We start from the raw sequence: 20760 nt of genomic DNA on the forward strand, positions 1-20760 counted from the left end.
TCACCGTCCACCGGAATCATGACACCCCAATGTACCCACTAATCGCATTGCCTGGCCATTGGAAGAGAAGCAGAGCCAGCAGAACGATCCAAATAACTGATCCCAGGCTGAAAGAAGCAGCCAGAGTTGCGCCAACCATTAAGACTGGAATCGTAAATTCCAAACCACCGAAAATGATGGCCGGGGTGATCCACTTCTGCCGTTGTTCTAACGGAACCGGGCTCAATGGATTGTCGTTTGAGAAGGCAGTTCCTTCATCTTTCGTAGTCATTATTCGCACCTAGCCTTGTGCTTCGGCAGCGGTGTACCCGTAGATTTCCGCTGCATCCTCCGCCGAGATGAAACCGTTTGCAATGTCTTCTTCGACGGCGGAATGCTCACGTTTCCGTGGGTCGCCGTAACCGGCGCCATTGCCTGTGCGAATTCGGATGACATCCCCCTGGTTGACTACTTCGTTTGAAACGACAGCGCCACGGATCCGTTCACCATTTGCCCGAATGATCTCAATTAGGTTGCTTGACCCTTCGTGCCCGCCGTTCAGAGCCCAAGGCTTGTTGATCGACCGGGTGTAGGCAGCAGTCACGAAGCAGTTATCTCCACGCACTTCGTAGTCCAGAACGATGCCCTTTCCTCCTCTGAATTGGCCTTCGCCACCAGGCGCATCGTTAAGGCGGAGCTGATTCACGTACAGCCCGTAACGCAGCTCCGCGATTTCTGCAGGGCAGTTGTACGTCTCACCGTGGAATCCGGAGAAGATCGCGGAGTTACCATCGGCTTTCGCACTGCCACCCCATCCACCAATTTGGGGCTCAACGATTGTGAAGTGTTTGCCAGTGTCTGGGTGCACGCCACCGATGAACGTGCCACAGATGCTGGCGAAGTGTCCCGCGGGCAGCTGCCCTTCTACGGCTGGGGCGAGGCAACGCCAGATGAGGTCGAAAAGCCGAACCTCCACCTCGTAATAGATGGAGAATGCAGCAGGTTCCTGCGCATCGAAAACGGTTCCCGGAGTTGTCAGCAGTTCGATAGGGCGGAAGCTGCCTGCATTTGCTGGCCCGTAAGGGTCAGTGAGCGATTTGAAGATCATCTGGGTGGCAACCATGCAACCATCGACGTTGCAATTGTTCGGACCAGAATCCTGATCTGGGTTATCCCGCAGGTCAACGACGAAACGATCGTCGGTAATCTCGATTGCAACGCGGTAAACCTCACCGCTGTCCTGTTCTTCCTCAAGCTCAAACCTGCCCTTAGGAAGTTCGGACAGTCCCTTTCGCGCAATTCGCTCGCCGTGCTCCATGAACTCATCGAGCGCGACCTCGAACGTGTCCACCCCGTACTTCAACGCAAGGGTTTCAATACGGTTTGCGCCAATTCGCACCGCTGCGACTGCCGACCACAGATCTCCCAGCAGGGTCTCTGGGAGACGCGAATTAACCTCGATCACTTTCAGCAGTGGCGTAATTGGCTCTCCAGCGGAGAAGAGCTTGACGGCCGGGAGACGGATTCCTTCTTGGAAAATCTCGGTGGCGACTGCAGAGACGCCGCCAGGAGTCATTCCCGACAGGTCTGGCCAGTGCGCAATGTTGGCGGTCCATGCGATGAGACGACCTTCCGCGAACACAGGCATTGCAAGGACGACGTCGTTTAGGTGCGTGACTCCGCCATAGAAGGGGTCGTTCGTCACAAAGATGTCGCCCTCTTGCAGGTCATCTTCACCGTTGATTTCCAAGATTCGCTGGATCGCCTTATCCAGCACTCCAATGAATGCGGGGATCCCGGCGCCTGACGATGCCAGTTGACCAGATCGATCAGTGATTCCGGTGCCCATGTCGAGCACTTCATAGATGATCGGGCTCATAGCGGTTTTCTGCATCGCGACGAACATTTCGTCAGCGATAGCTTGCAGGCTGCTCTGAATGATTTCCAGGGTGAACGGGTCGGTCTTAGGCATTGGTGTTCTCCTCCTGCTCGATTTCGACGTGAAGATTTCCGTAGTTATCCACTTCGACCAAGCAACGTGGCGGAACTACAGCAGTGGTTCCACGGAATTCGACGATTGCTGGTCCTGCAAACTGCATGCCGGGCTCTAGTAGGTCAGCGTTGTAAATGTCGGTCGTGCATGTGCCGTGTTCAAGGAAGTCGACGTCGCGTTTGCCCTTGGACGCGTCGACAATTGCTGCACCGGTGGTAGACAGCTCTCGCGGGGCAAGCTTGCCGACATCCGCCATTGCGATGAGGTGCAACCCGACGAACTCGACCGGTGCATCAAGTCGATACGTGTATTCCTTCTCGTACTCCGCGTGGAAGTCTTGAATGAGCCGCTCAATTGCTTCTGCATCAATCGATCCGCTGCTGATTTCAACCTCAACTGAGTGCTCCTGGTTTGCGTACCGCATCTCCGCAAACCTGAGGAACGAAACTGAAGCACGATCGACACCGTCCTGCTCAAACTCTTCACGCATTTCGGATTCTGCGGCAGACACGAGAGCATCAACCTTCGAGGCCTGGTCTGCGTTCAGCGAGAACAGGTTCGTCATAAAGAGGTCACGACGAAGATCTCCCATCAACATGCCCCAAGCACTGAATACCTCTGCAGCAGTTGGAACGATTACCTTCCCCATACCGAGTTCTCGAGCCAGATCGCAAGCGTGCATCGCACCACCGCCACCGAACGCCACAAGTGTGAAGTCACGTGGATCATGGCCGCGATTAAGTGAAACAAGCTTGAGCGCATTGATCATGTTGTTGTTGGCGATTCGCACGATTCCACGTGCTACTTCCTCATTCGTAAGATCGAGTTGCTCTGCCAACGACGTCAGACTCTTGTCCACTGCTTCCATGTCAGCGGTGAGTTCGCCACCGACGAAGTAGTTCGGATTGATTCTTCCGAGCGCGAGGTTCGCATCAGTCGTTGTAGCGTTTTCTCCACCACGGCCGTACGCTGCAGGACCGGGTGTCGATCCTGCGGACTGCGGGCCGACATGGAGCTTCTTAAACTCGTCTACCCACCCGATCGACCCGCCACCATTACCGATCTCGACGAGATCGATAACCGGGACCATAATCGGATACCCTGCGGAGGTTCTGGAGCGTTCAATCCAATAATCGGTCTTTACAGTCACAAGGCCGTCTTTGATCAGCGAGCACTTCGCGGTGGTCCCGCCAATGTCCAACGCGAGGATATTCGGTTCTCCGACAAGGGATCCGAGCGCCGCCGCGCCGAGGAAACCACTTGCTGGGCCGGATTCCACCATGGTGATCGGGATTTCCTTAGTATGGCTGATCTTGTCCACACCGCCGTTGGACTGCATGACGTAAAGGTTGCCGTCGAAACCTGCAGACTCAAGCCCCTCTTCAAGGCGAGTCAAGTACTTCTCGGCTGTCGGCTGCACGAATGCCGACAAAACGGCTGTCGACGAACGCTCGTACTCACGCCACTCACGCGTGATCTGGTGCGATGCCACGACGGTTCCCGTCGGCCAGAGGCGCTTGAGTTCCTCCGCAGCAGCAATCTCGTGCCGGGGGTCTGCGTAGGAGTGAAGGAAACAGATTGCGACCGCTTCAATACCGTCTCGCTCCAGCTTTTCCACGATCTCTGGAAGTACCGAAAGATCAAGCGGCACGCGCTCTTCCCCCGCCGGAGTCAATCGGCCAGGCACTTCGAAACGGTGCTTTCGAGGTACGAAAACTTCTGGCTTCGAGTAGTGGAGGTTGAAGAAATCCGGTCTGTTGCCCCTTGCGATCTCGAGGACGTCACGGAAGCCTTCCGTGGTGATAAGCGCAGTTTTCGCACCCTTACGCTCCGTAAGCGCGTTGATGACCACCGTACTTCCGTGTGCAAGCGTCGTCGCTGTCTTCAGATCTACACCGGATTTCTCGATGACGTTGAGCACGCCCTGCTCGAAACGAGGTGGAGTGGTATCCGACTTCGCGGTGAAGGTACGTTGTTCCCCGGACTCAGCGTCTATCGAAAACGCCACCAAGTCAGTAAAGGTTCCGCCCACATCGGTCGCGATGCGAAGCGTTGACTGATTCTCCATGTGTGACTCCGTTCACTCGACTCAATGACTTGTGAAGCGAGACTAGCCACATTCGGATGAAAATTGTGCAAATCAGTAAATAATATTCTCGAATCGAGTTCGGGTTTGTTCCTAAGCTCCGTTTCCGCGCACGGCCCTCTTGCTCCCACACGCCACGCATCGCTTAACGACGACCACCCACCCGGCCCCGCGCCCCTTGCCCGCCGCGCCTGTACCCGTCCCGCCACGCGCCCGCCCCTCGTACCCGCGCCCCGGCACGCCCCACCTACCCCTCTTTCCGTTCATATGCAGGGCTCGATATGCGTAATCCCTGGTCACAGCGTTTCGGCTCGAATCGCCCGATTTTTCCGAAAACGCCCTCACCTGCAGTTACGCATATCGAGCCCTGCACATGAACAAATCCGCCGCGCCGCACCCGCGCCGCACGCGCGCAGGCGCCCTACGCCAGCGCGTCCCAGAGCGCCGTGTTGGTTTCCTGCCAGAGGGGTTTGGCCCAGTCGCCGAAGTCGCGGTCCGTGAGCACCACGCAGGCCTGGTCGCCGGCGACCCACAGGTAGGTGCCGGCCATGCCGAAGTGGCCGACGGTGTCGGCGGGCATGCCGTTGCCGGTCCAGTGCGGGGACTTCTCCCCCTTGATCTCAAAGCCGAGGCCCCACGGGCAGGGCTTTTGCATGCCGTAGCCGGGGACGACGCCGCGCAGGTCACCGAACTGATTCGTAAACGCCTCGCGCACCGTCGAGGGATCAAGCAACCGCGGCTCGAGCAGCTCGGCGGCAAAGCGCGAAAGGTCCGCGACGGTGGAGCGCCCGCCGTGGCCCGCCGAGCCGTAGATCTCGGTGTCGGTCATCCCAAGTGGTTCGAAGACGCCTTCGCGGGCGTAGTCGGCAAACGTGATGCCGGTGGTTTCCTCGACGATGTCGGCGAGGATTTCGTAACCGGCGGACGAGTAGATGCGGCGCTCCCCCGGTGCCTTTTGCGGTTCGCGGGAGTCGAAGCCGACGCCAGCTGCGTGCGAGAGGAGGTGGCGGATGGTGGCGTTTTCGGGGCGGGCGTCGTCGTCAAGCGAAAAAGCTCCTTCCTCAACCGCGAGGAGCACGGCGTACGCGGAGAGGAGTTTGGTCACGCTGGCCAGTTCGAAGATGCGCGTGGTGTCGCCGAACGACGCCTCTTGCTTACCGACGAGCGCGCCCGCCACATTGTCAACCGGCCAATCCTGGAAAAACTTCTCGAGCTGCATGGCCCCACCCTACGTGGCGAGTCATCGATACGGCCGGACATCCAGACTCGCGGTGTGGTCGACTTCTCCCATCCGCGTGTTCCACACATGCCGACGTTTCTTCTGCGCATCCAAGCCCGGCTGGATCTTCGACTGAAATCCAGGATCAGAGTCGTTGCGGGGAACGAACCAACTGGCTGTTTCAATCCGCGCGACTGCCTTTGGGTCGGCTACGTGCAAATCGTGCACGGTATCTACAACCGGACCCATGTCACTATCGTGCGACGCCAAAATTACTAGATCAATATCTGGACGCTGAGCAGCTAGCAATGTAGCGAGTCCCACCATCAGATCGACACCTTTCTCTTCAGGTGGTCCCGCCAACGTCTTCTTTCCATTGACATCCATGATCGGCTTACCTCGGCCATCGCGCTGGTACCGATATTTGAGCGGACGTAGGGTCACCTCGACTCCATCCGATTCCCAATTCCGTTTCTGATCCTGGTTTCGCCGATAGGCATCGGGATCATGAATCGAACTTGGTAAACCTCGAAAGACTTTCACCGAATCAAGTGTCGCAGGGGGCGTAGTGGAGTTGGCCGCGTTTCGAGCTGCAATAAGTCTCTTGGCAAAGGCTGCTGGGTCGAGCAACGCTTCATGAAGCCCGACGCCGTCATCGCGTGAAAAGACTTCCCAGCCTGTGATGTGCACATTCTGATAGTCGATAAGTACGACAGCATTTAAAGTGCTGCTCCCCCTCCGCTTTGGCATGAGCGACGGTGACGCGTTAATCATCTGATCCCCCCGGAATTTAAAAACCCCGCCAATCCGTAGATAGCGGGGAACTATGTGAGCGAGTATACCGTTTTGGGTTCGTCAGTCAACCCTTTCGGCTATCCAACCTAAAACGGCAGCGCAGGCAGCGTGACGCCGGGGATCATGCCCGCCGCGCCGGCACCGACGGCACCGAGTACGCCGAGCAGCGCCACGACAATCAGTGCGATGTGGTTCGGGGCGAGGCCCAGGCTTATCGACGACGGCGCCACCGGCACGACCCTATTCACATCCTTGCCGCAATCCGCGTAGCGCTGCGCGGTGTACGAGGCGGCGTTGGCAAGGTAGGCGGCCTCCGAGTGGCTAAACGGACTGTCGGCGGTGACGGTCAACCCCTTCGAGGAGTGCTTCAGGTCGTCGAGGACCAGCGCGCTTGAGGTGTGGGTAACGCCGGGTTCCCAAAGTTTAGCGTCGTCGATTTGGGTGAGCGTGCCCCAACCGTTCTCGCCGATGCCAGCACGCAGCTCGGACTGCTTCTTCTCCCACAGGGCAAGTGCGTCGGTGCGGGAGCCGTTGAAGAAGATGAGGTCGTCGCCAAGCACACCCGCCGCGAGCGCCGGGACCTGGTCGGCGTTGTACTCGATCGAGCATTTACCAGGGTCGCCCGTCGCTGCAACGGCAACCGGCACCGTAGCGGCACCAACAGCAGCAGAAACAACAACCAGCGAGCAAACTGCCGCAGACGCCAAAGACTTACGCATAGCCAGAAACTCTAGACCACGATCGACTACTGCGCCCAGGAAATCCGCACGTCAAAATCCTCCTGTTCGGTGCCCTTCACAAGTGCGGCGATGTGGCTGCGTACGAGGTGTTCGGTGCGCTCCCGCGCGCGGTCGAGAAGCCCCTGCGACACGGCCTTGTCGCGCGCGGTGTCCTCTTGGCCGGCGATGAAGGTGGTGACGTCGTCGACACGAATTTGGTTAATGGGGTTCATCGACTGGTCGTAGACCTGCACGCTGTCGGCGTTGATGTGGGCGCTGAGTACTTCCACGGGCGGCAGCACCACATCAATAGCGCCAGAGCCGACCGTAACGTCGATGGCGGATGTGTCGCGGATGCCGGCGGTGACGCGGCCGTCGTAAGTAACAAGGAAGTTGCGGCCCGTAAACGGCACGCGCAGTCCGAGGACCTCGAGGCCTTTCTGGTCGAACTTGCCTACGTCGGAGAAGACGTATTCCTCCACGGAGAGTTCGGCGATGTCTTCGAACGACGCCCCGATGGTGGTGGAGTCCACCCGCGTCTCCCCCATCCCGATTACGGCTGGGCGCAGCATGACAAGCAGCAACCCTGCCACGGCCAACACGGCGATGACTGAGGTAATGACGGAGGTCACAACGACGCCACCGCGGCGGGGCTGGCGCGGCGAGAGGTGTAATTCTTGGGCGGTACTCACATCTGGTGATCTTAATTGCACCCCATATTCGGATGGTTTGTACACTCGTTGGAACCTTTGGGCGTACGCGGCTGAAGGATGTATCTGGCCACCGCACGGAAGAGATAACGATGACCGGTTCCACGCGTATCGACGAAACCCGCGCCGACAAGCAGCGCGAACAAAAACAAGACAAACAGAACCAGCACGACGGCATGACCGGCTTCCTCGGCTGGATCGAGCGAATAGGCAACAAGCTGCCGGACCCGTTCTGGCTGTTTGTCATTTTGAGTGGCGTTGTTGTCGTCTCCTCATGGATTGCCAGCAAGGCGGGCTTGTCCGCCATCGACCCCGCTTCCGGCGAAGAGATCCATGTAGAAAGCCTGCTGACCGGCGAGAACATCTCGCGCATGGTCACGGATGCGGTGGAGAACTTCATCGCGTTCCCGCCACTCGGTGTGATCCTGGCGGTGATGCTTGGTGTCGCCGTGGCGGAGCAGACCGGTTTGCTGGCGGCGATGGTGCGCGCGATGGTGGATCGGGTCAGCGGCAAGATGCTGACGTTCATGGTCGCGCTTGCGGGCGTGACTGGTTCGATCGCCTCCGATGCGATTTACGTGATCATCATTCCGCTGGGCGCGATGGCCTTTCATGCGGTTGGGCGCTCGCCGGTGGTGGGTGCGATGGTGGCGTTCGCGGCGTCGTCGGCAGGCTTTAACTCCTCGCTGATCCTGAACATTACGGACTTGCTGCTCGCCGGCATTTCCACCTCGGCGGCACAACTTGTCGACGCCAACTATGAGGTCTCCCCTCTTGCCAACATCTTCTTCGTCATCCCGTCCGCCATTGTGCTGGCGCTGGTGATCACTGCGGTGACGGAGTTTTATGTGGAGAAGAAGGCGCAAGCGCTTATCGACGACGACCACATCGACGAAGACGAACTCCAAATCAACGACTCCGCCCAGCCGGACGATTCCCACCTGACCGACGACGATGACCTCTCGCTGACCCCACTGGAGCGCAAGGGCCTCGCGTGGGCCGGCGTGACCCTGGTGCTCGCGCTCGTCGCCTACTTCGTCCTGCTGCTGGTCCCGGCCTCCCCGTTCGCGCGTCCGGAGGAGGGCTTCATGGAGTCGCCGCTAATCCGCGCGATTGCCGTGCCGATCACCCTGATCTTCTTTGTCACCGGCCTGGTCTACGGCCTGATCGTAGGCACCATCAAGGAAGCCGCGGACCTGCCGAAGTTTATGGCCAAGGGCCTGGAGTCCATGCTGCCGATCTTGGTGCTGTTCTTCGCCGTCGCCCAGTTCCTGGCGTACTTCCAGTGGTCCAACCTGGGCCCCTGGACCGCGATCAAGGGCGCGGAGCTGCTGCAAGCGTGGGATCTGCCGAACGCGGTGCTGTTCCTGGCGTTTGTGGTGATGGTGGCACTGATCAACCTGTTCATCACCTCCGGCTCTGCCCAGTGGGCGCTGATGGCGCCGGTGGTGGTGCCGATGATGATGTACGTCAACGTCTCCCCCGAGGTCACCCAGATGCTGTTCCGTATCGGTGACTCCCCGTCGAACATCATCACCCCAATGTCGCCCTACTTCGCACTCGCCCTGACGTTCCTGCAGAAGTACTACAAGAAGGCCGGCGTGGGCACCCTGATGTCGCTCGCCCTGCCATACTCGCTGTGCATGCTGGCAGGCTGGTTCATCTTCTTCATGATCTGGTACTTCGCCGGCATCCCGCTCGGCCCCGGCTCCCCGATGGGCTACGAGGTATAGTCAGTACCGCACGACATTAAGCGCTGGGTGTTATGCCCAGCGCTTTTGCTTTGCGACGAGCGACCTACCGGTAGTACAGAGTTCAAGCCTATTCATCCGGATTTCGCTATGGCACAGCCAGATCTTTTCGGGACTGAGGACGATGACATTGATTTCACAATCTCGCGAGCGAGCGGAGACTAACCCCGCTCGCATCTCGCCGTCCCGGATTACGGTCGCGCGACTGCGCCGAGGCCTCACAAAAGCGGAGCTGGCTGCAGATCTCGACGTTGCCCCAGCAACCCTTTCTCGCTGGGAGAACGAAGGGCCACCGCCTTCCCGCACAGAGCCACTCCTCAAGCGCCTTGAATCAGCACTCGGCTTTACCGACGGCTACTTCCTCTCCGAGGAACTCGAGGTCCCATCGATGAACTCCACACTCTTTCGAGCCGGCAGCCGCGCAACACAGCGGCAGAAAAGCGTTGCAGTCGCATCCGGGGCAAACGCCTCCACGCTCTTGGCGTGGCTTCGCAGCAACTTCAACTTTCCAGAACCCAACCTCCCGGATCTGTCCGGATTTACGCCTGCGGAGGCAGCCCGCCACGCGCGTACGATCTGGCAGCTGGGCGATAGACCAGTTCCAAACTCGGTTCAGCTCGCCGAGTCGTTCGGCATCGCCGTCATGGGCCTTCCACCGGCAGCCTCTGCGGTGGATGCATTTTCCATGTGGGATGGCGAGCAGCCGTTTATTTTCCTCGCTCGGCGCCGCACGCCCGAAGGTGCCCGCTTCGATCTCGCGCACGAGTTGGGCCACCTGCTGCTCCACAGCAGCGACGAGCCACGTAGCGGAGCGCGCGAAGAGGATGAGGCCAATCAGTTCGCTGCCGACTTCCTCATCCCGCCCGGCATAGTTCACGCGCACCTCCGGCTGCACCCGAGCCTCGATGACATCCTCCGACTCAGAACCGCCTTGAAAGTGTCAGCCATGGCCATGCTTCGCGCCGCGCACCACCACGGCAAGCTCAGCGAGCGGGAATATCACTTCCACCTGACGACCCTCTCCGCGCGCGGTTTCCGCACCGACGAGCCGGGCAGCACACTGCAATACGAACGCTCCCGCGTCTTCGATTACGTGCTTTCCCCCGAAAGTGGCGCCAGCATCGCGAGCATCGCTGACGAAACACAGCTGCCGCCACAGGACCTGCACGCCCTCATGCTCAGCGCCCACCCCCACACGGTCTCGAGCGCTGCCTCGGCAACCAGCGCCCCGGCCCGCCCAACACTTCGCGTAGTGCGATGAACTACACAACGATCCATGCACCCGCCACCGTTTCCCCTCAGACCATGAGTAAGAGGTGATTCTCAGTGGCAGATAGAAGCTGGGATGCTCGTAGCAACCACAAGCGCGAACCTCACCCGTTGCAAAATGAACCCGCCTACGAGCGAGCCACCGACCCCCGCCAAGCGGTGCGCGATGCCCTCGACGAGCAGATGCGGCCCCGCCCCACCACAATGTGGCAAGCGTTCTGGGACGGCTTCAGGCGCGCGTAGCCGGCCGATGCCTCGCGCCTACCTCCCGTAAAGCGACGCCAAAAGGAGCTGCACAAGCAGGTGCACCGTGGTGACGGATGCATGACGACCAACCTGCTCATCAAACTCCTCGATCGATGCGTACTCAGTGCCTACTTTGCGGCTTGCCCGTGATACCGCTTGCTGTATCTGCTCCATCGTGAATTTCGGCTTCGCGGTTTTAGTGAATGTTGGCCAATACGTTTTCAGCGCCGCTTCGACCTCTTTCTGCGAGCGCACCCCCTTTGCTTCGGCGTAGTGAAGAAGCAGCCACACCTCAAAGGCGGGAACGCTGAACGCCACGCCTCTGTCCTTTCGCTCGGCTGCCCATCGGAATACCTCGCCGAGCTGCTCTGGTGTGGCAGCGTCCTCGTCAAGCACCACCCAGGCTTGGTCACCTGGCTGCAAGTCCTTAGACCGCTTAAGTTGGGCCAACCAGTCGTCTGCCGTTCTTAGCAGCGCAGGAGGATCGGGCTTATCGCCTTGTCGCACTTCAACTTTGACCGATTTGTCCCGAAAGCAATCCATCTCAAAGTAGTTCTTTTCGGTCACGCCCTCGGTGACGATTAAGAACACTGCCTTGAGCGAGCGACTGTTTGCAGATGCGGCCTTCCCCCGGAACTTATTCCGCCGAGCGGACCGAACATTCCTACTATTCATCCGGGAACTCCAGCGGTTTGATCAACGGCACTCCGCCGAAGCGACCGTTCAGGTAACTCTTCCTCAGGTCGGTTACCTTTCGTGGCCCCTTGAAGTCCGAAAGCACGCTGGCTTGTGTCTGGCCAAAGCGGTCCTTTTCGATCACCCAGATTTCATCGCGCCGAAGAAACTCTGGGTCCATGAGCAGAAGGTCATGCGTGGTAAAAAGCAGCTGCACCCGACTGTCTTCATTCGAGTTTGCAAGAAAGCCGCCGATGAGTGCGCGCGAAAGCTCAGTATGAAAATTCCGGTCCAACTCATCCACGACGAGAACCGCCTCCGTACCAGCAGATGCCAGCTTTGAGAAAAAGCCCAACAGACGCGCTGCGGATTGCGTGCCATCAGACTCGTCTCGCCATTTCAAAGCTCGGCTTTGCCCTGGACCCGACGAGTGCATCAGGGAAATGCGTTCAGCACTCATCTCCCCGTCTTCCAGGCGTACGGTGAAGCGACCAGCAGGCAGCTCAACATCGATTGGGTTATCCGGATACTGGCGTAAGAGTTGGTCAATCTCTTTCCCACGCTCGGCGCTCATGCCTATCGACGACAACGGCACCGGCTCAGCCTGCACACCGGTGATTCCCGCATCAATCTGCGTGATCACTTCTTTCCAACCTTCGGAGAAGGACATCGTGCTGGATCTGTCAATCACACCTGCCGGGATAACCAGTACTGTCTGCAAGAACACAAGCACAACATCAAACAGACCCAACCGAAGTTCCTGCGGGAAACGAGAGAGGTTCGCTTCGCTCGCGAACGAGGCTAGCGGCACTTTTTCCGGCACTGATGCCAAAAGCGCGCGGGCCTGAACGACCTCAGTCGGATACACTGACTCCTTCTTATCCAGGAGCGGGAAATAAAACTCATCGCCACTGCGCTCGAAGATATCTACTTCGTCGCGCGAGCGGTACTGTGTTAACCGCTCCGCGACGACACGGTGTGCGTCATAGCGGAGGATGTACTCGTAGATAACATCGTCCACAGAAAACAGAATCTCGAAACTCGTTGGCTCCGCATCCGCCTCGGGCTTGAGTTTGAAAGGGTCATACGGCATCGACTCCGAAGGGCGTGGCGGATCTGTAACGATGTGTCGCAGGACGATCAGCGCACGTACAAACGTTGATTTACCGGCAGCGTTTGCACCAAACAGCGCCGCTACTGGATTCACCCGTTTGCCGTAACGACGTTTCAGCTCAGGGCAGCGCTCGCGATGGACCTGCTCCCGGGTGGCGACCATATTTATCGACGCAGGCGCATAAACCGAGCGAAAATTTCCGATAGTTAAATCGAGCAACACAGCAGTCCCCAACACAATTCCATTTGACACACTTTTCTTGCATCTTATGTGAAATTAGCTGATCCGAAGGTAGACTCGACCACCACATGAAACAAACACACATAAGTGTGTTCTGTCAGCGAACCTCTGAGAATCACATCACACGCTGAAGTAACGCTTTGTGCCCTCACAAAGGCGCGATTTAGCACTGCTACCCAGCACTCACTGAAACGCTACCGGAAAGCCATGCGACCGCGATCAGCTACGCGGTTGCAACAGTAGTGCCACTACACAGCCCAAAATCACCAGAGGTTGTGATTATCACGGCTACGGACTCAGCGGCCTAGAAGTATTCGACCGCAGAAAGAACAGAACTTTGAAGACACAATTCACCTCTGGGAAAGATCAATCGCAACATAGCCCGTAGAAACCACGCCCTCGCCAACTTCACGTTTAAACTCCCCCACTTCAGGCTCTCCCCTCTCAAGAATCTTGCGCGCCCAAACTGGCGCATCCGCACTCAGAAGCTTCTCGATTCTCGGGTTTAACCGCACCTTTCTCGCCGTCCCTGAACCAGCACTACTCTGAACGAAATGCGCGAGGTGCTCGAGAGGAAAATGGGAAGACACCAAATCGATGGGCGTGGGTTTCGCCAGAGTTGTCATCATGTTTTCGTCCAGACACAAAGAAATACCTGCAGGGGTTACCTCAGGAGCAAGATGTGGATATCCCAAAAGGCAGCACGAAGACCAACAGGTAACTGGAGCTGTATATCGTTTAGTCAAATCACAAGCCCCAAAAGGATTTCTATGCACTGTATTGCGAAATACGGGGACATCTTCGTTATATAAGAGCATGCCAGGGGTGAGTTTGCGACCGCGTACTCGTGACTGTGTTTTACACCAATAAATTAACTCTGCGTTTTTGGTGGCGTTCCAATATTCGTAGCGCCAAGTTCCGCTTCGCCACTGAAGGGATTTGGCTTGTAACACTAGATTAAGCCAGGAATTTGGAGAAAATTTGATAACTAGCTCAAGGTCCGCCTTTGAATGAAAACTCTCCAACTGTCGCGAATGAAGAATTGCACCAGCATTAAAGCCATTTACAAATCTATTTGCCGTCACCAACCTGCGGATAAAGTTGAGAGTTGTCGCTTCCTCGGCCATTCGAGCAGACTTGAGGTTCAGATTCTTATCCAACTCAAAACATCGCGACCGCAAGACATAAGCATCATTAATGGCGGCGGCAGAAATGCCCTTAAGTATTTCTGCATTCCGATCTTCAAATTCCTGCACGGTTGCCTACCTTCGAAAGAAGACGTTGTCCCGCAGCGCGTGGGCAATCTACCACTCGAGTGCTGAGAGCCCCTAACCCCTACGCCCCAATCTCCGCCGGTGTACACACCGGCACCTCGCGCATGAACGCCTCCGGCGCACCCTGCTGACGCAGTTTGATGCCGTTGTAGCACGCCTGCGTCATGCCCGTCCGCTTCGTGCCATCCGCCGGAATCTTGGCCCACTTGCCGTCCGTGTTCTTGAAGAACAGGATCCAGTCCGTACCCTTCGCACCCGCAACGGCCCACTTGCCGTCGCAGAAGTTCACGGTCGTACCGAAGCCTGCCGGCCACTCGGGCACAACCGCGTCAAACGCGCTTGGCGAGCACGAGTTCCCCGCCGGCTTCGCATTCTGCTTCGGCGCAAGCGCAGGCACCGACAGCGCCGACGCGATCGCCGCAAGCCCACCAAGCACCTGAGCATTCAGCGGCTCCGGCAGTTCCAGCCACCCCTGCTGCACCGCAACTGCCCCACCAATACCAACGGCCGCCAGGACACCCAGCGAGATGCCCACAATGGCGCCATTGCTTAACGACGACCCCTCATCCCCCGCCGTACCTTCTCCCCGAGCAACAGCGCTATCGCCTTGCGACGCACTACTTTCCGCAAACGCATACGGAGCAACAACAGCAGAGGTGGATACGGCGGCAGCGACGCCGAGAGCAAGCATCGGTTTCTTCATGTCGCCCACCCTACTCACCATCACCGCCTATGTCGCGGGAAATAGCGCAATTCCCCACACCCCAAGTGCAACCGACGCAGCAAGCAACAGCCACCACACAACCCCACGCGGCCGGCGAAACCACCGATCCGCCACAAGCCACACCACCGACGGGATGATCAGCGCCAGGCCCAAGAACGTCAGCGCACGCCAATCCTCAAAGCGTTGCGCTGTGAACATGAACACCACGCCCAACCCAATAAGGCCACCGGCAAGTGCGTGTGGACGAACCCCACCAATAGGAATAATCATAACCGCCACACTAACGCACAATTACCCGCATTGACCAGGCGATTTTGCACCTATAACAATCCACGCTATTGTTACATCTCGTTGCACAGCAATGAGCAACACAACAAAATATTCCTCCATAGCTCAGTTGGCAGAGCATTCGACTGTTAATCGAAGGGTCACTGGTTCGAGCCCAGTTGGAGGAGCAGCAAAACGCCCCGCTCTCCGCATGTGGGGCGTTTTGACGTTTAATGCTGAAAATCAGAGAGGGGTTAAGGCGGGTTAAGGCTCAAAAAGTGTGTCTGCTATCGGCGTGTCGCGGGGGTTAGATGTGGCTCTTTTGGAAGCCGATTGAGTGTCATCCCCTGCCCGCTGACATTAGAGCAGAGGAAGGCCGTCCGTGAGGAAGACATGCTCGCCCACACTCTAGATTTGGCCCCTGAGACTGCCCGGAGCAGCGCCTATAATACGGCCCAAAAGAATGCAGATACGCTTGAGAGCGACGCCCTAATCACTTTAAGGCTTCCAGAGCATCCAACCAAGCCGCTACCAGCACGCCACAGCGCGATATCTTGGCCTTCAGCTAATGCGGAGACTAGGATATGGAAATCATTGTTTCCGGATTTACATATAAATTCTAGCCCGCCAATACCACCAATAGGTCCGGCGGATACCACCTACTTAGACGAAGTCAGGATAAAAGACTCCCCACTCCGCCGTCACGAATCACAGCCATCGTTCGAAGCGTTCGCGCTAGTTTTTCCCAGTCATCCAAAGTCACTACTGCAATGCCATAATGTGCCCGATAATACTCAACGAGCTTCTTGCTGACAACGGTCTCATCCCGCTGGAAAAAAATATGTGGCACGTTGGAACTGCGGATGGTATTCAAATCGGATAACACCCGACGGATCTCGTCATCGTTTAGCGAATAGCCAATGAAAAGAACTTGATGGGTCGAGAATATGGATCGAAGAAATGGGCTAACCTCGGACCTATCGTACGCAGCACGATAATCGGATTCTGATAGAACTAGCCCAGCCAAACTGTCCTCAGCGCTCACCCCATCTCGATTATCATGCCCTAGACTTCCATGAATCTTCGCTATCAATGGGATTCCGCTCTTAAGCAAATCCCCCAAGGAAATATCCCGCCAATGCGGATACTCTTCTTCCATTTGAGTAGCTTTTCGGAGCAAGCGGCCTGAGTATGCCCAGACATTATAGCCTTGGCTTTCCTTTCGATCTGAGAGAAGAGCCCTTTCAATCAGATCGTCAAAATTCGTTGTAATGATGGTATTGGGGTTCAAGTCGACAAGTGCCTCATGCACCTGGTTCGGCTGTACCAAATCATCGGTGCTTCCATTAACTAAGCCTCGTATTGCTTCTACGATTTCTGCTGACCGTGTAGCGTCGTCCCTTAAATCGAAAAGAACTTCCTCTAGCCGAATAGGAAAATTCATCCCTCTAGATTCGGGTATCCCTAAGTCACCCTCCAGAAACTTTACCAAAGACTCCCAACCGGGTGGCTTCGCGCCTGAAGGCGAGCTGCATGCACTAGAGACGCCAGAACCGACAAAAACACCCAGTGGAACAGAGGGTTTGCTAAGAATTTCTTCAAATTCCTCAAAAACTTTCGTGTTACTCATCAGCTAAAGCCATCCGTCGCTTCCATTCCGCCGTAAGAATCGCTATATCAGACGCATATTTGTCCCTTTGCTTAAATTGCGAACCTGCAAGTCCATCTTGGCCAGATAGCTCACGAATGGGCGCGTGTACGGAATGCGATTTTGCGACCATCGAAAACATGTGAGGCATGATCCCAATAGCTGGTTCCCTTTTAACTTCGCCCGCCAGCAGTCCATCATTAATATGCAGGGATTCCACTACTGCACGAGCTCTATCTGGAATCTGCGCATTAAAAACCTCAAATGATTTAGTTGCTCGTCGCTCTCCCTTGGTCGATCTCGTCACATACTCTTGGCTGATGTAACCTAAAAATTGCACTCGCAGCCCTTGCCGTAAGCGTTCAGCCCACCACTCCCCTTCGAGGTCCGGTTTCACATTAACTGTTTTCTTTACACCTTCCATCGCCTCAGTCAGGGCAGCAAACCAAGATTCCAAGTTTGCAAAGGAATACAGACTAAACAAGTCAGGGGAAACGGGAGCAAGGAATGAGTCTGCCGCCAAAATTACAGATCGATTTGTGGGACCAAGACTCGGACCAAGATCAAAGAGTATGTAGTCCACATCAGGAACATTCGCTTGAATCTGATCAACCAATCTGGCGCACCAAAAGGTTGTATCGATCGCACCTGGGGATGCCAGCATAGTGTGTGGCCATTCGGCTGCCAAATGGTCATCCATCTGCGCAACAAATGGGTGGCCCGCAAACAGTCTGAAATTAAACCGTTCATTTTCGGCGAACTGAATCGAGTATTTTGAAGTTTCTGGCAACGGCCTTCTTTTGCTCAGAGGCTCAAGGTATGACCAAACCGTACCGCCGCTAGAATTCCGAAGGTCAGAATAGATTTGATCCCACTGGTCATCTTGAAGGAAATGTTGCGTGAGATTGCACTGTGGGTCAAGGTCAACTGCGACCACTTCATTTTCGACACCAAGCTGATGACCCAAATTTGCAAGCGCCGTTGTCTTACCTACTCCGCCTTTGTTGTTAAAAAATGCGCAGCTATGCGGTTTACTCATCTAAATAATCACCGACCGTATTTGTTCAAGAGGCAGGGCATCGGGTCCCGTTTTTAAAGTTTCCTGATGCATCTGAAACTCTATCAACTGTCGCCACTGTTCTTAATTAAATTACCCCGAGTTTCTAAATGTGCTCTCCACGTAAAACGGCCCAGAGCTTGTTCCGTTTGATTAGACGGGAGAATCTGGAACAGCTCACCCGACCGCATATACTGAGCAATTGTGACTCACGCTGATCCGAACATCGAAACAGTCGCCTCTCTGCACCTTGACGGCGACCGCTTTGAAGATTTCGGAATGCCCGCCTCAAACGCAAAAGAAGTAGCAGCGTTAGACGAGCTTCTCTACCAACTCATTGAACTTCGCTGGCGAGCAAAGCACCCCGAGAGCTCCAAACTGCCAAACAACTTTAGGAAGGCCTACGAGCTTCGAATTAACACCATCGATGAAGGTTCAGCCACTCCTCTCCTCCAGAGAAGGCTAAATGTCCCACAAGACCCAACGCTATTTGATGTCACTCCTGATGGATTCACGGACGATTTTCGCCAGGCCGTAGTAGAGTTAGAGGAAATCCTCCACCTCGCGTCTGAGCACGGACCACTACCCGACAGTGTTTACGCTCTACCCTTGCCAGCAATCCGAAACCTAGGGTCCACTCTTCGCGACGACGAGAAACTTCAAGTCGGACATGGCAGAGTCAGTGACTGGAGTACCAAACCGACCTACACGACCTCCGCCCGTGAATACATACTTCACCAGCTTGGTAAACCGCAGTTCAAACATGTCACGTACAGCGGACTTGTACGAAGCACAAACGTATCCAACGGCACTTTCAACTTCGTAGATGCGGCATCCCGCGTTTCAGCAACCGCTTCATATGACCTCGGCTTCGAACTCGATATTGATGGCCAAAACGAACAGACATGGGCTTGGGTCGAAGTTAAAGGACAAGTTGAATTCACCAATAACTCAAAGTCGCACGTCTTCATTTCAGTTGACAGCATTCATACGGATCAACTGACTGCTGAGTACAACCGCCTGCAAGACCGACTCAAAGAAATCGGGGAGCTACAACCAGGCTGGCTTGACGGCGAAGAAGGTGACAGTTTCACCCAGGGGCAGCTAGAAAATTCCCAAGCAATCGTCAAAGCCGCTGTAAACGCGGGCAACCTACCACAGACAGTGTCCCCATCGGTCGATGGTGCAATCGTCTTCTCCTGGGTGAGTGGCAACCAGCATTTCTCTGTTGAGGTAGAACCGGAAGGCAGATTTTATTTCCACAAGTCCAACACAATCTCAATGAATGCCATCGACCAAGATGTAGAAACCCTCGGCAAGCACCCCTCAGACCTCGTCACGGAATGGGTAGAGAGGATTGTCGAGTGACTCAACCACAGCGGATAACTGAGTCTGAGCAAATAATGCTACGGGTCATCAACGCCCAGTTCTTCGACAACGGGATGGTGACGGAGCAAGCTTTCAGACTCACCAAAAACGACAAAGATCAACTGTCTGTCAACCAGGAAAGAAAAATCAAACCAAGCGAGGCGCTAGAGCAAAAATCAGCGATCCTCCGAGCGAGGAAAGAAAGCGAAGGAAAGCCATTCAACCCGCCTCCTGCGGTTGCGAGGATGACTGTGCGTGAAATCGAGAACATTCCTTTGCCTACCGAGGAGGGTGAGCTACACGATGACGAGCAATCCGCTCTTTCGGTATGGGATGACTCAATGTTACAAGGCACACCCGATAGCCACGCCTATATCGATTTTGGGCAGGCGTATCCGGCAAAGAAGCGACTCAAAGCGATCTATAACCGCTTAGCCGCCATCAGTAACCAGAACGGCAAATTGTTTCGACCTGGCCAGTAGACGGTTATTCGACAAACGGATACTTGCCCAACCTTGAACCACCCCCGCGTAGACAAATCTTGCTGTCGTGCGACAATGGCAAAGTTCCGCCACCCACAAACTATTCGGCCTTGTGAGCGCTCTTCGAATAACGCACAAAACTGCCGGTAGGAATAGCATTGCCCGCCATTTGAAGTGCTGTTAAGAAGAAGGAAATGGTAGCGGTGTGGTGAGTATCTGGTAGCGCCTGAGTGAGTATCCGGTAGCGCACTTTGCGACCGTGATTTGCGCCGTCGACCTTCAGTGTGTCGAAATATTCCGAACAACAATCCAACACCCCGTAGACAGAGAATCACACCAATAGCCCCACACCAGAACGGAGGTATTGGTCAGGGGCTGTCCCTTGCATCCCTACTAGAAGTACGGGGAACGTGCTGAGGTTACGTTCCGCGACCGTGACAAGGCGCAATACTGTGCTGCTACCCGATACCCACTGAAGCGCTACCGGAAAGTCACGCCACTGCTACCAGATACACGGCCGCAACAGTGCCCCGGGTTTTGTTCTTAGGCATTTGCCTTGATTTCCATTATTTCTTGGGCCGGGTTGGTTTCCCAAAACTCTGCCTCAACCTCAGCTGGCGTGCGATAGCCGAGACTTTGGTGAAGCCGTATCTCGTTCCACCAATTGACCCATTCAAACGTCGCAATCTCAACGTCCACCACGTCTGCCCACGCTCGTCGATGAATCAGTTCATTTTTGTAGGAACCATTGACGTTTTCAGCCAAGGCATTGTCGTAGGAGTCCCCAACGGTCCCGGTTGACGCTGCAATTCCGTGCTCGGCCAATCGTGTCAGCGCTTTTCGAAAAGTAGCCCATCCGAAAAAGATTGGATGGGTGATTTCTTTGGACCAATGGGCACAAATTCGCCACCTGCGTGGGCAGGGACTATCGATTCGTAAGATCGCGGCCGAAGTCGGCTGCGCGAAAAGACCGTCGAACGAGCGCTGGCATCGTCGAAGCCACCGACGTACTCCTCGCGGAAGGCAACAACGACAAGTTTCGATCCGTTCGAACAGCAAGTGCGTCAATTACTTGCAGAAACACCAACCTTGAATGCGAAAGTCCTCGCACAGCGGGTTGCGTCCCTTAGTGTGGTGTAACGCT

19 protein-coding genes, 1 tRNA gene and 1 pseudogene are annotated in these 20760 nt (G+C 56.0%); 6 read left to right on the plus strand and 15 right to left on the minus strand.

Features of this window, described 5'->3' with window-relative positions; genetic code table 11:
• Positions 1-16: 16 nt before the first annotated feature.
• The 7 genes from HMPREF3171_RS09025 to HMPREF3171_RS09055 all read right to left on the minus strand — a co-directional run bounded on the left by HMPREF3171_RS09025 (position 17) and on the right by HMPREF3171_RS09055 (position 7483).
• Positions 17-271, minus strand: a complete 255-nt coding sequence (locus HMPREF3171_RS09025) for a hypothetical protein (protein ID WP_070484592.1) — start codon at positions 269-271, stop codon at positions 17-19.
• A gap of 9 nt (positions 272-280) precedes the next feature.
• A complete protein-coding gene (locus HMPREF3171_RS09030) occupies positions 281-1951 on the minus strand; it encodes a hydantoinase B/oxoprolinase family protein (protein ID WP_070484595.1) in 1671 nt (556 codons plus the stop codon).
• A complete protein-coding gene (locus HMPREF3171_RS09035; RefSeq protein WP_070484598.1) occupies positions 1944-4040 on the minus strand; it encodes a hydantoinase/oxoprolinase family protein in 2097 nt (698 codons plus the stop codon). The genes HMPREF3171_RS09030 and HMPREF3171_RS09035 overlap by 8 nt, the downstream gene beginning before the upstream one ends.
• Positions 4041-4479: 439 nt before the next feature.
• Positions 4480-5277 carry a serine hydrolase domain-containing protein gene (locus tag HMPREF3171_RS09040; RefSeq protein ID WP_070484601.1) on the minus strand — a complete coding sequence of 266 codons (798 nt, stop codon included), beginning with the start codon at positions 5275-5277 and terminating at the stop codon, positions 4480-4482.
• A gap of 21 nt (positions 5278-5298) precedes the next feature.
• A complete protein-coding gene (locus HMPREF3171_RS11920) occupies positions 5299-6051 on the minus strand; it encodes an NYN domain-containing protein (RefSeq protein ID WP_141743390.1) in 753 nt (250 codons plus the stop codon).
• Between the two features lie 107 nt (positions 6052-6158).
• Positions 6159-6791 (minus strand): hypothetical protein, encoded by a 633-nt coding sequence (locus HMPREF3171_RS09050; protein WP_070484604.1) that lies wholly within the window; start codon positions 6789-6791, stop codon positions 6159-6161.
• Between the two features lie 26 nt (positions 6792-6817).
• The gene (locus tag HMPREF3171_RS09055) at positions 6818-7483 is read right to left on the minus strand and encodes a DUF4230 domain-containing protein (RefSeq protein WP_083292044.1); all 666 of its coding nucleotides are present in this window, start codon (positions 7481-7483) and stop codon (positions 6818-6820) included.
• A gap of 194 nt (positions 7484-7677) precedes the next feature.
• Here HMPREF3171_RS09055 and HMPREF3171_RS09060 point away from each other — a divergent pair, with 194 nt between their 5' ends.
• The 3 genes from HMPREF3171_RS09060 (at position 7678) to HMPREF3171_RS11925 (ending at position 10764) form a co-directional block, all read left to right on the plus strand.
• The gene (locus HMPREF3171_RS09060) at positions 7678-9234 is read left to right on the plus strand and encodes an AbgT family transporter (protein ID WP_070484642.1); all 1557 of its coding nucleotides are present in this window, start codon (positions 7678-7680) and stop codon (positions 9232-9234) included.
• 148 nt (positions 9235-9382) lie between these two features.
• Positions 9383-10513 (plus strand): XRE family transcriptional regulator, encoded by a 1131-nt coding sequence (locus HMPREF3171_RS09065; protein WP_168161897.1) that lies wholly within the window; start codon positions 9383-9385, stop codon positions 10511-10513.
• A 65-nt stretch (positions 10514-10578) separates the two neighbouring features.
• Entirely contained in the window at positions 10579-10764 is a 186-nt protein-coding gene (locus HMPREF3171_RS11925; protein ID WP_141743391.1) for a hypothetical protein, read from the plus strand.
• 18 nt (positions 10765-10782) lie between these two features.
• Here HMPREF3171_RS11925 and HMPREF3171_RS09070 read toward each other — a convergent pair whose 3' ends face one another.
• The 5 genes from HMPREF3171_RS09070 to HMPREF3171_RS09090 all read right to left on the minus strand — a co-directional run bounded on the left by HMPREF3171_RS09070 (position 10783) and on the right by HMPREF3171_RS09090 (position 15064).
• A complete protein-coding gene (locus tag HMPREF3171_RS09070) occupies positions 10783-11442 on the minus strand; it encodes an RloB family protein (RefSeq protein ID WP_083292047.1) in 660 nt (219 codons plus the stop codon).
• Entirely contained in the window at positions 11435-12778 is a 1344-nt protein-coding gene (locus HMPREF3171_RS09075; RefSeq protein ID WP_070484606.1) for an AAA family ATPase, read from the minus strand. The genes HMPREF3171_RS09070 and HMPREF3171_RS09075 overlap by 8 nt, the downstream gene beginning before the upstream one ends.
• Positions 12779-13146: 368 nt before the next feature.
• On the minus strand, positions 13147-14052 hold the full coding sequence (locus HMPREF3171_RS11930; protein WP_141743392.1) for a hypothetical protein: 906 nt from the start codon (positions 14050-14052) through the stop codon (positions 13147-13149).
• Positions 14053-14131: 79 nt separating this feature from the next.
• Positions 14132-14773: a hypothetical protein gene (locus tag HMPREF3171_RS09085; protein ID WP_141743393.1), complete on the minus strand. Its 642-nt coding sequence runs from the start codon at positions 14771-14773 to the stop codon at positions 14132-14134.
• A 27-nt stretch (positions 14774-14800) separates the two neighbouring features.
• Positions 14801-15064 (minus strand): hypothetical protein, encoded by a 264-nt coding sequence (locus tag HMPREF3171_RS09090; protein ID WP_070484615.1) that lies wholly within the window; start codon positions 15062-15064, stop codon positions 14801-14803.
• A gap of 112 nt (positions 15065-15176) precedes the next feature.
• On the opposite strand from HMPREF3171_RS09090, the gene HMPREF3171_RS09095 reads away from it, so the two are divergent.
• Positions 15177-15249 (plus strand) — tRNA-Asn (locus HMPREF3171_RS09095).
• A gap of 485 nt (positions 15250-15734) precedes the next feature.
• Here the strand turns inward: HMPREF3171_RS09095 and HMPREF3171_RS09100 are convergent.
• Positions 15735-16691, minus strand: a complete 957-nt coding sequence (locus tag HMPREF3171_RS09100) for an SIR2 family protein (RefSeq protein ID WP_083292049.1) — start codon at positions 16689-16691, stop codon at positions 15735-15737.
• Positions 16684-17748 (minus strand): ParA family protein, encoded by a 1065-nt coding sequence (locus HMPREF3171_RS09105; RefSeq protein WP_083292050.1) that lies wholly within the window; start codon positions 17746-17748, stop codon positions 16684-16686. The genes HMPREF3171_RS09100 and HMPREF3171_RS09105 overlap by 8 nt, the downstream gene beginning before the upstream one ends.
• A gap of 222 nt (positions 17749-17970) precedes the next feature.
• Here HMPREF3171_RS09105 and HMPREF3171_RS09115 point away from each other — a divergent pair, with 222 nt between their 5' ends.
• Both HMPREF3171_RS09115 and HMPREF3171_RS09120 read left to right on the plus strand, forming a co-directional pair.
• The gene (locus HMPREF3171_RS09115) at positions 17971-19134 is read left to right on the plus strand and encodes a hypothetical protein (protein ID WP_070484628.1); all 1164 of its coding nucleotides are present in this window, start codon (positions 17971-17973) and stop codon (positions 19132-19134) included.
• Positions 19131-19616: a hypothetical protein gene (locus HMPREF3171_RS09120; protein WP_070484631.1), complete on the plus strand. Its 486-nt coding sequence runs from the start codon at positions 19131-19133 to the stop codon at positions 19614-19616. The genes HMPREF3171_RS09115 and HMPREF3171_RS09120 overlap by 4 nt, the downstream gene beginning before the upstream one ends.
• Before the next feature lie 543 nt (positions 19617-20159).
• On the opposite strand, the pseudogene HMPREF3171_RS09125 reads toward HMPREF3171_RS09120, so the two are convergent.
• A pseudogene (locus tag HMPREF3171_RS09125) lies at positions 20160-20444 on the minus strand (integrase core domain-containing protein); the annotation flags it as partial.
• Between the last annotated feature and the right edge of the window lie 316 nt (positions 20445-20760).

The organism is Corynebacterium sp. HMSC08F01 (genome assembly GCF_001807545.1).
Classification (GTDB): Bacteria; Actinomycetota; Actinomycetes; order Mycobacteriales; family Mycobacteriaceae; genus Corynebacterium; species Corynebacterium coyleae.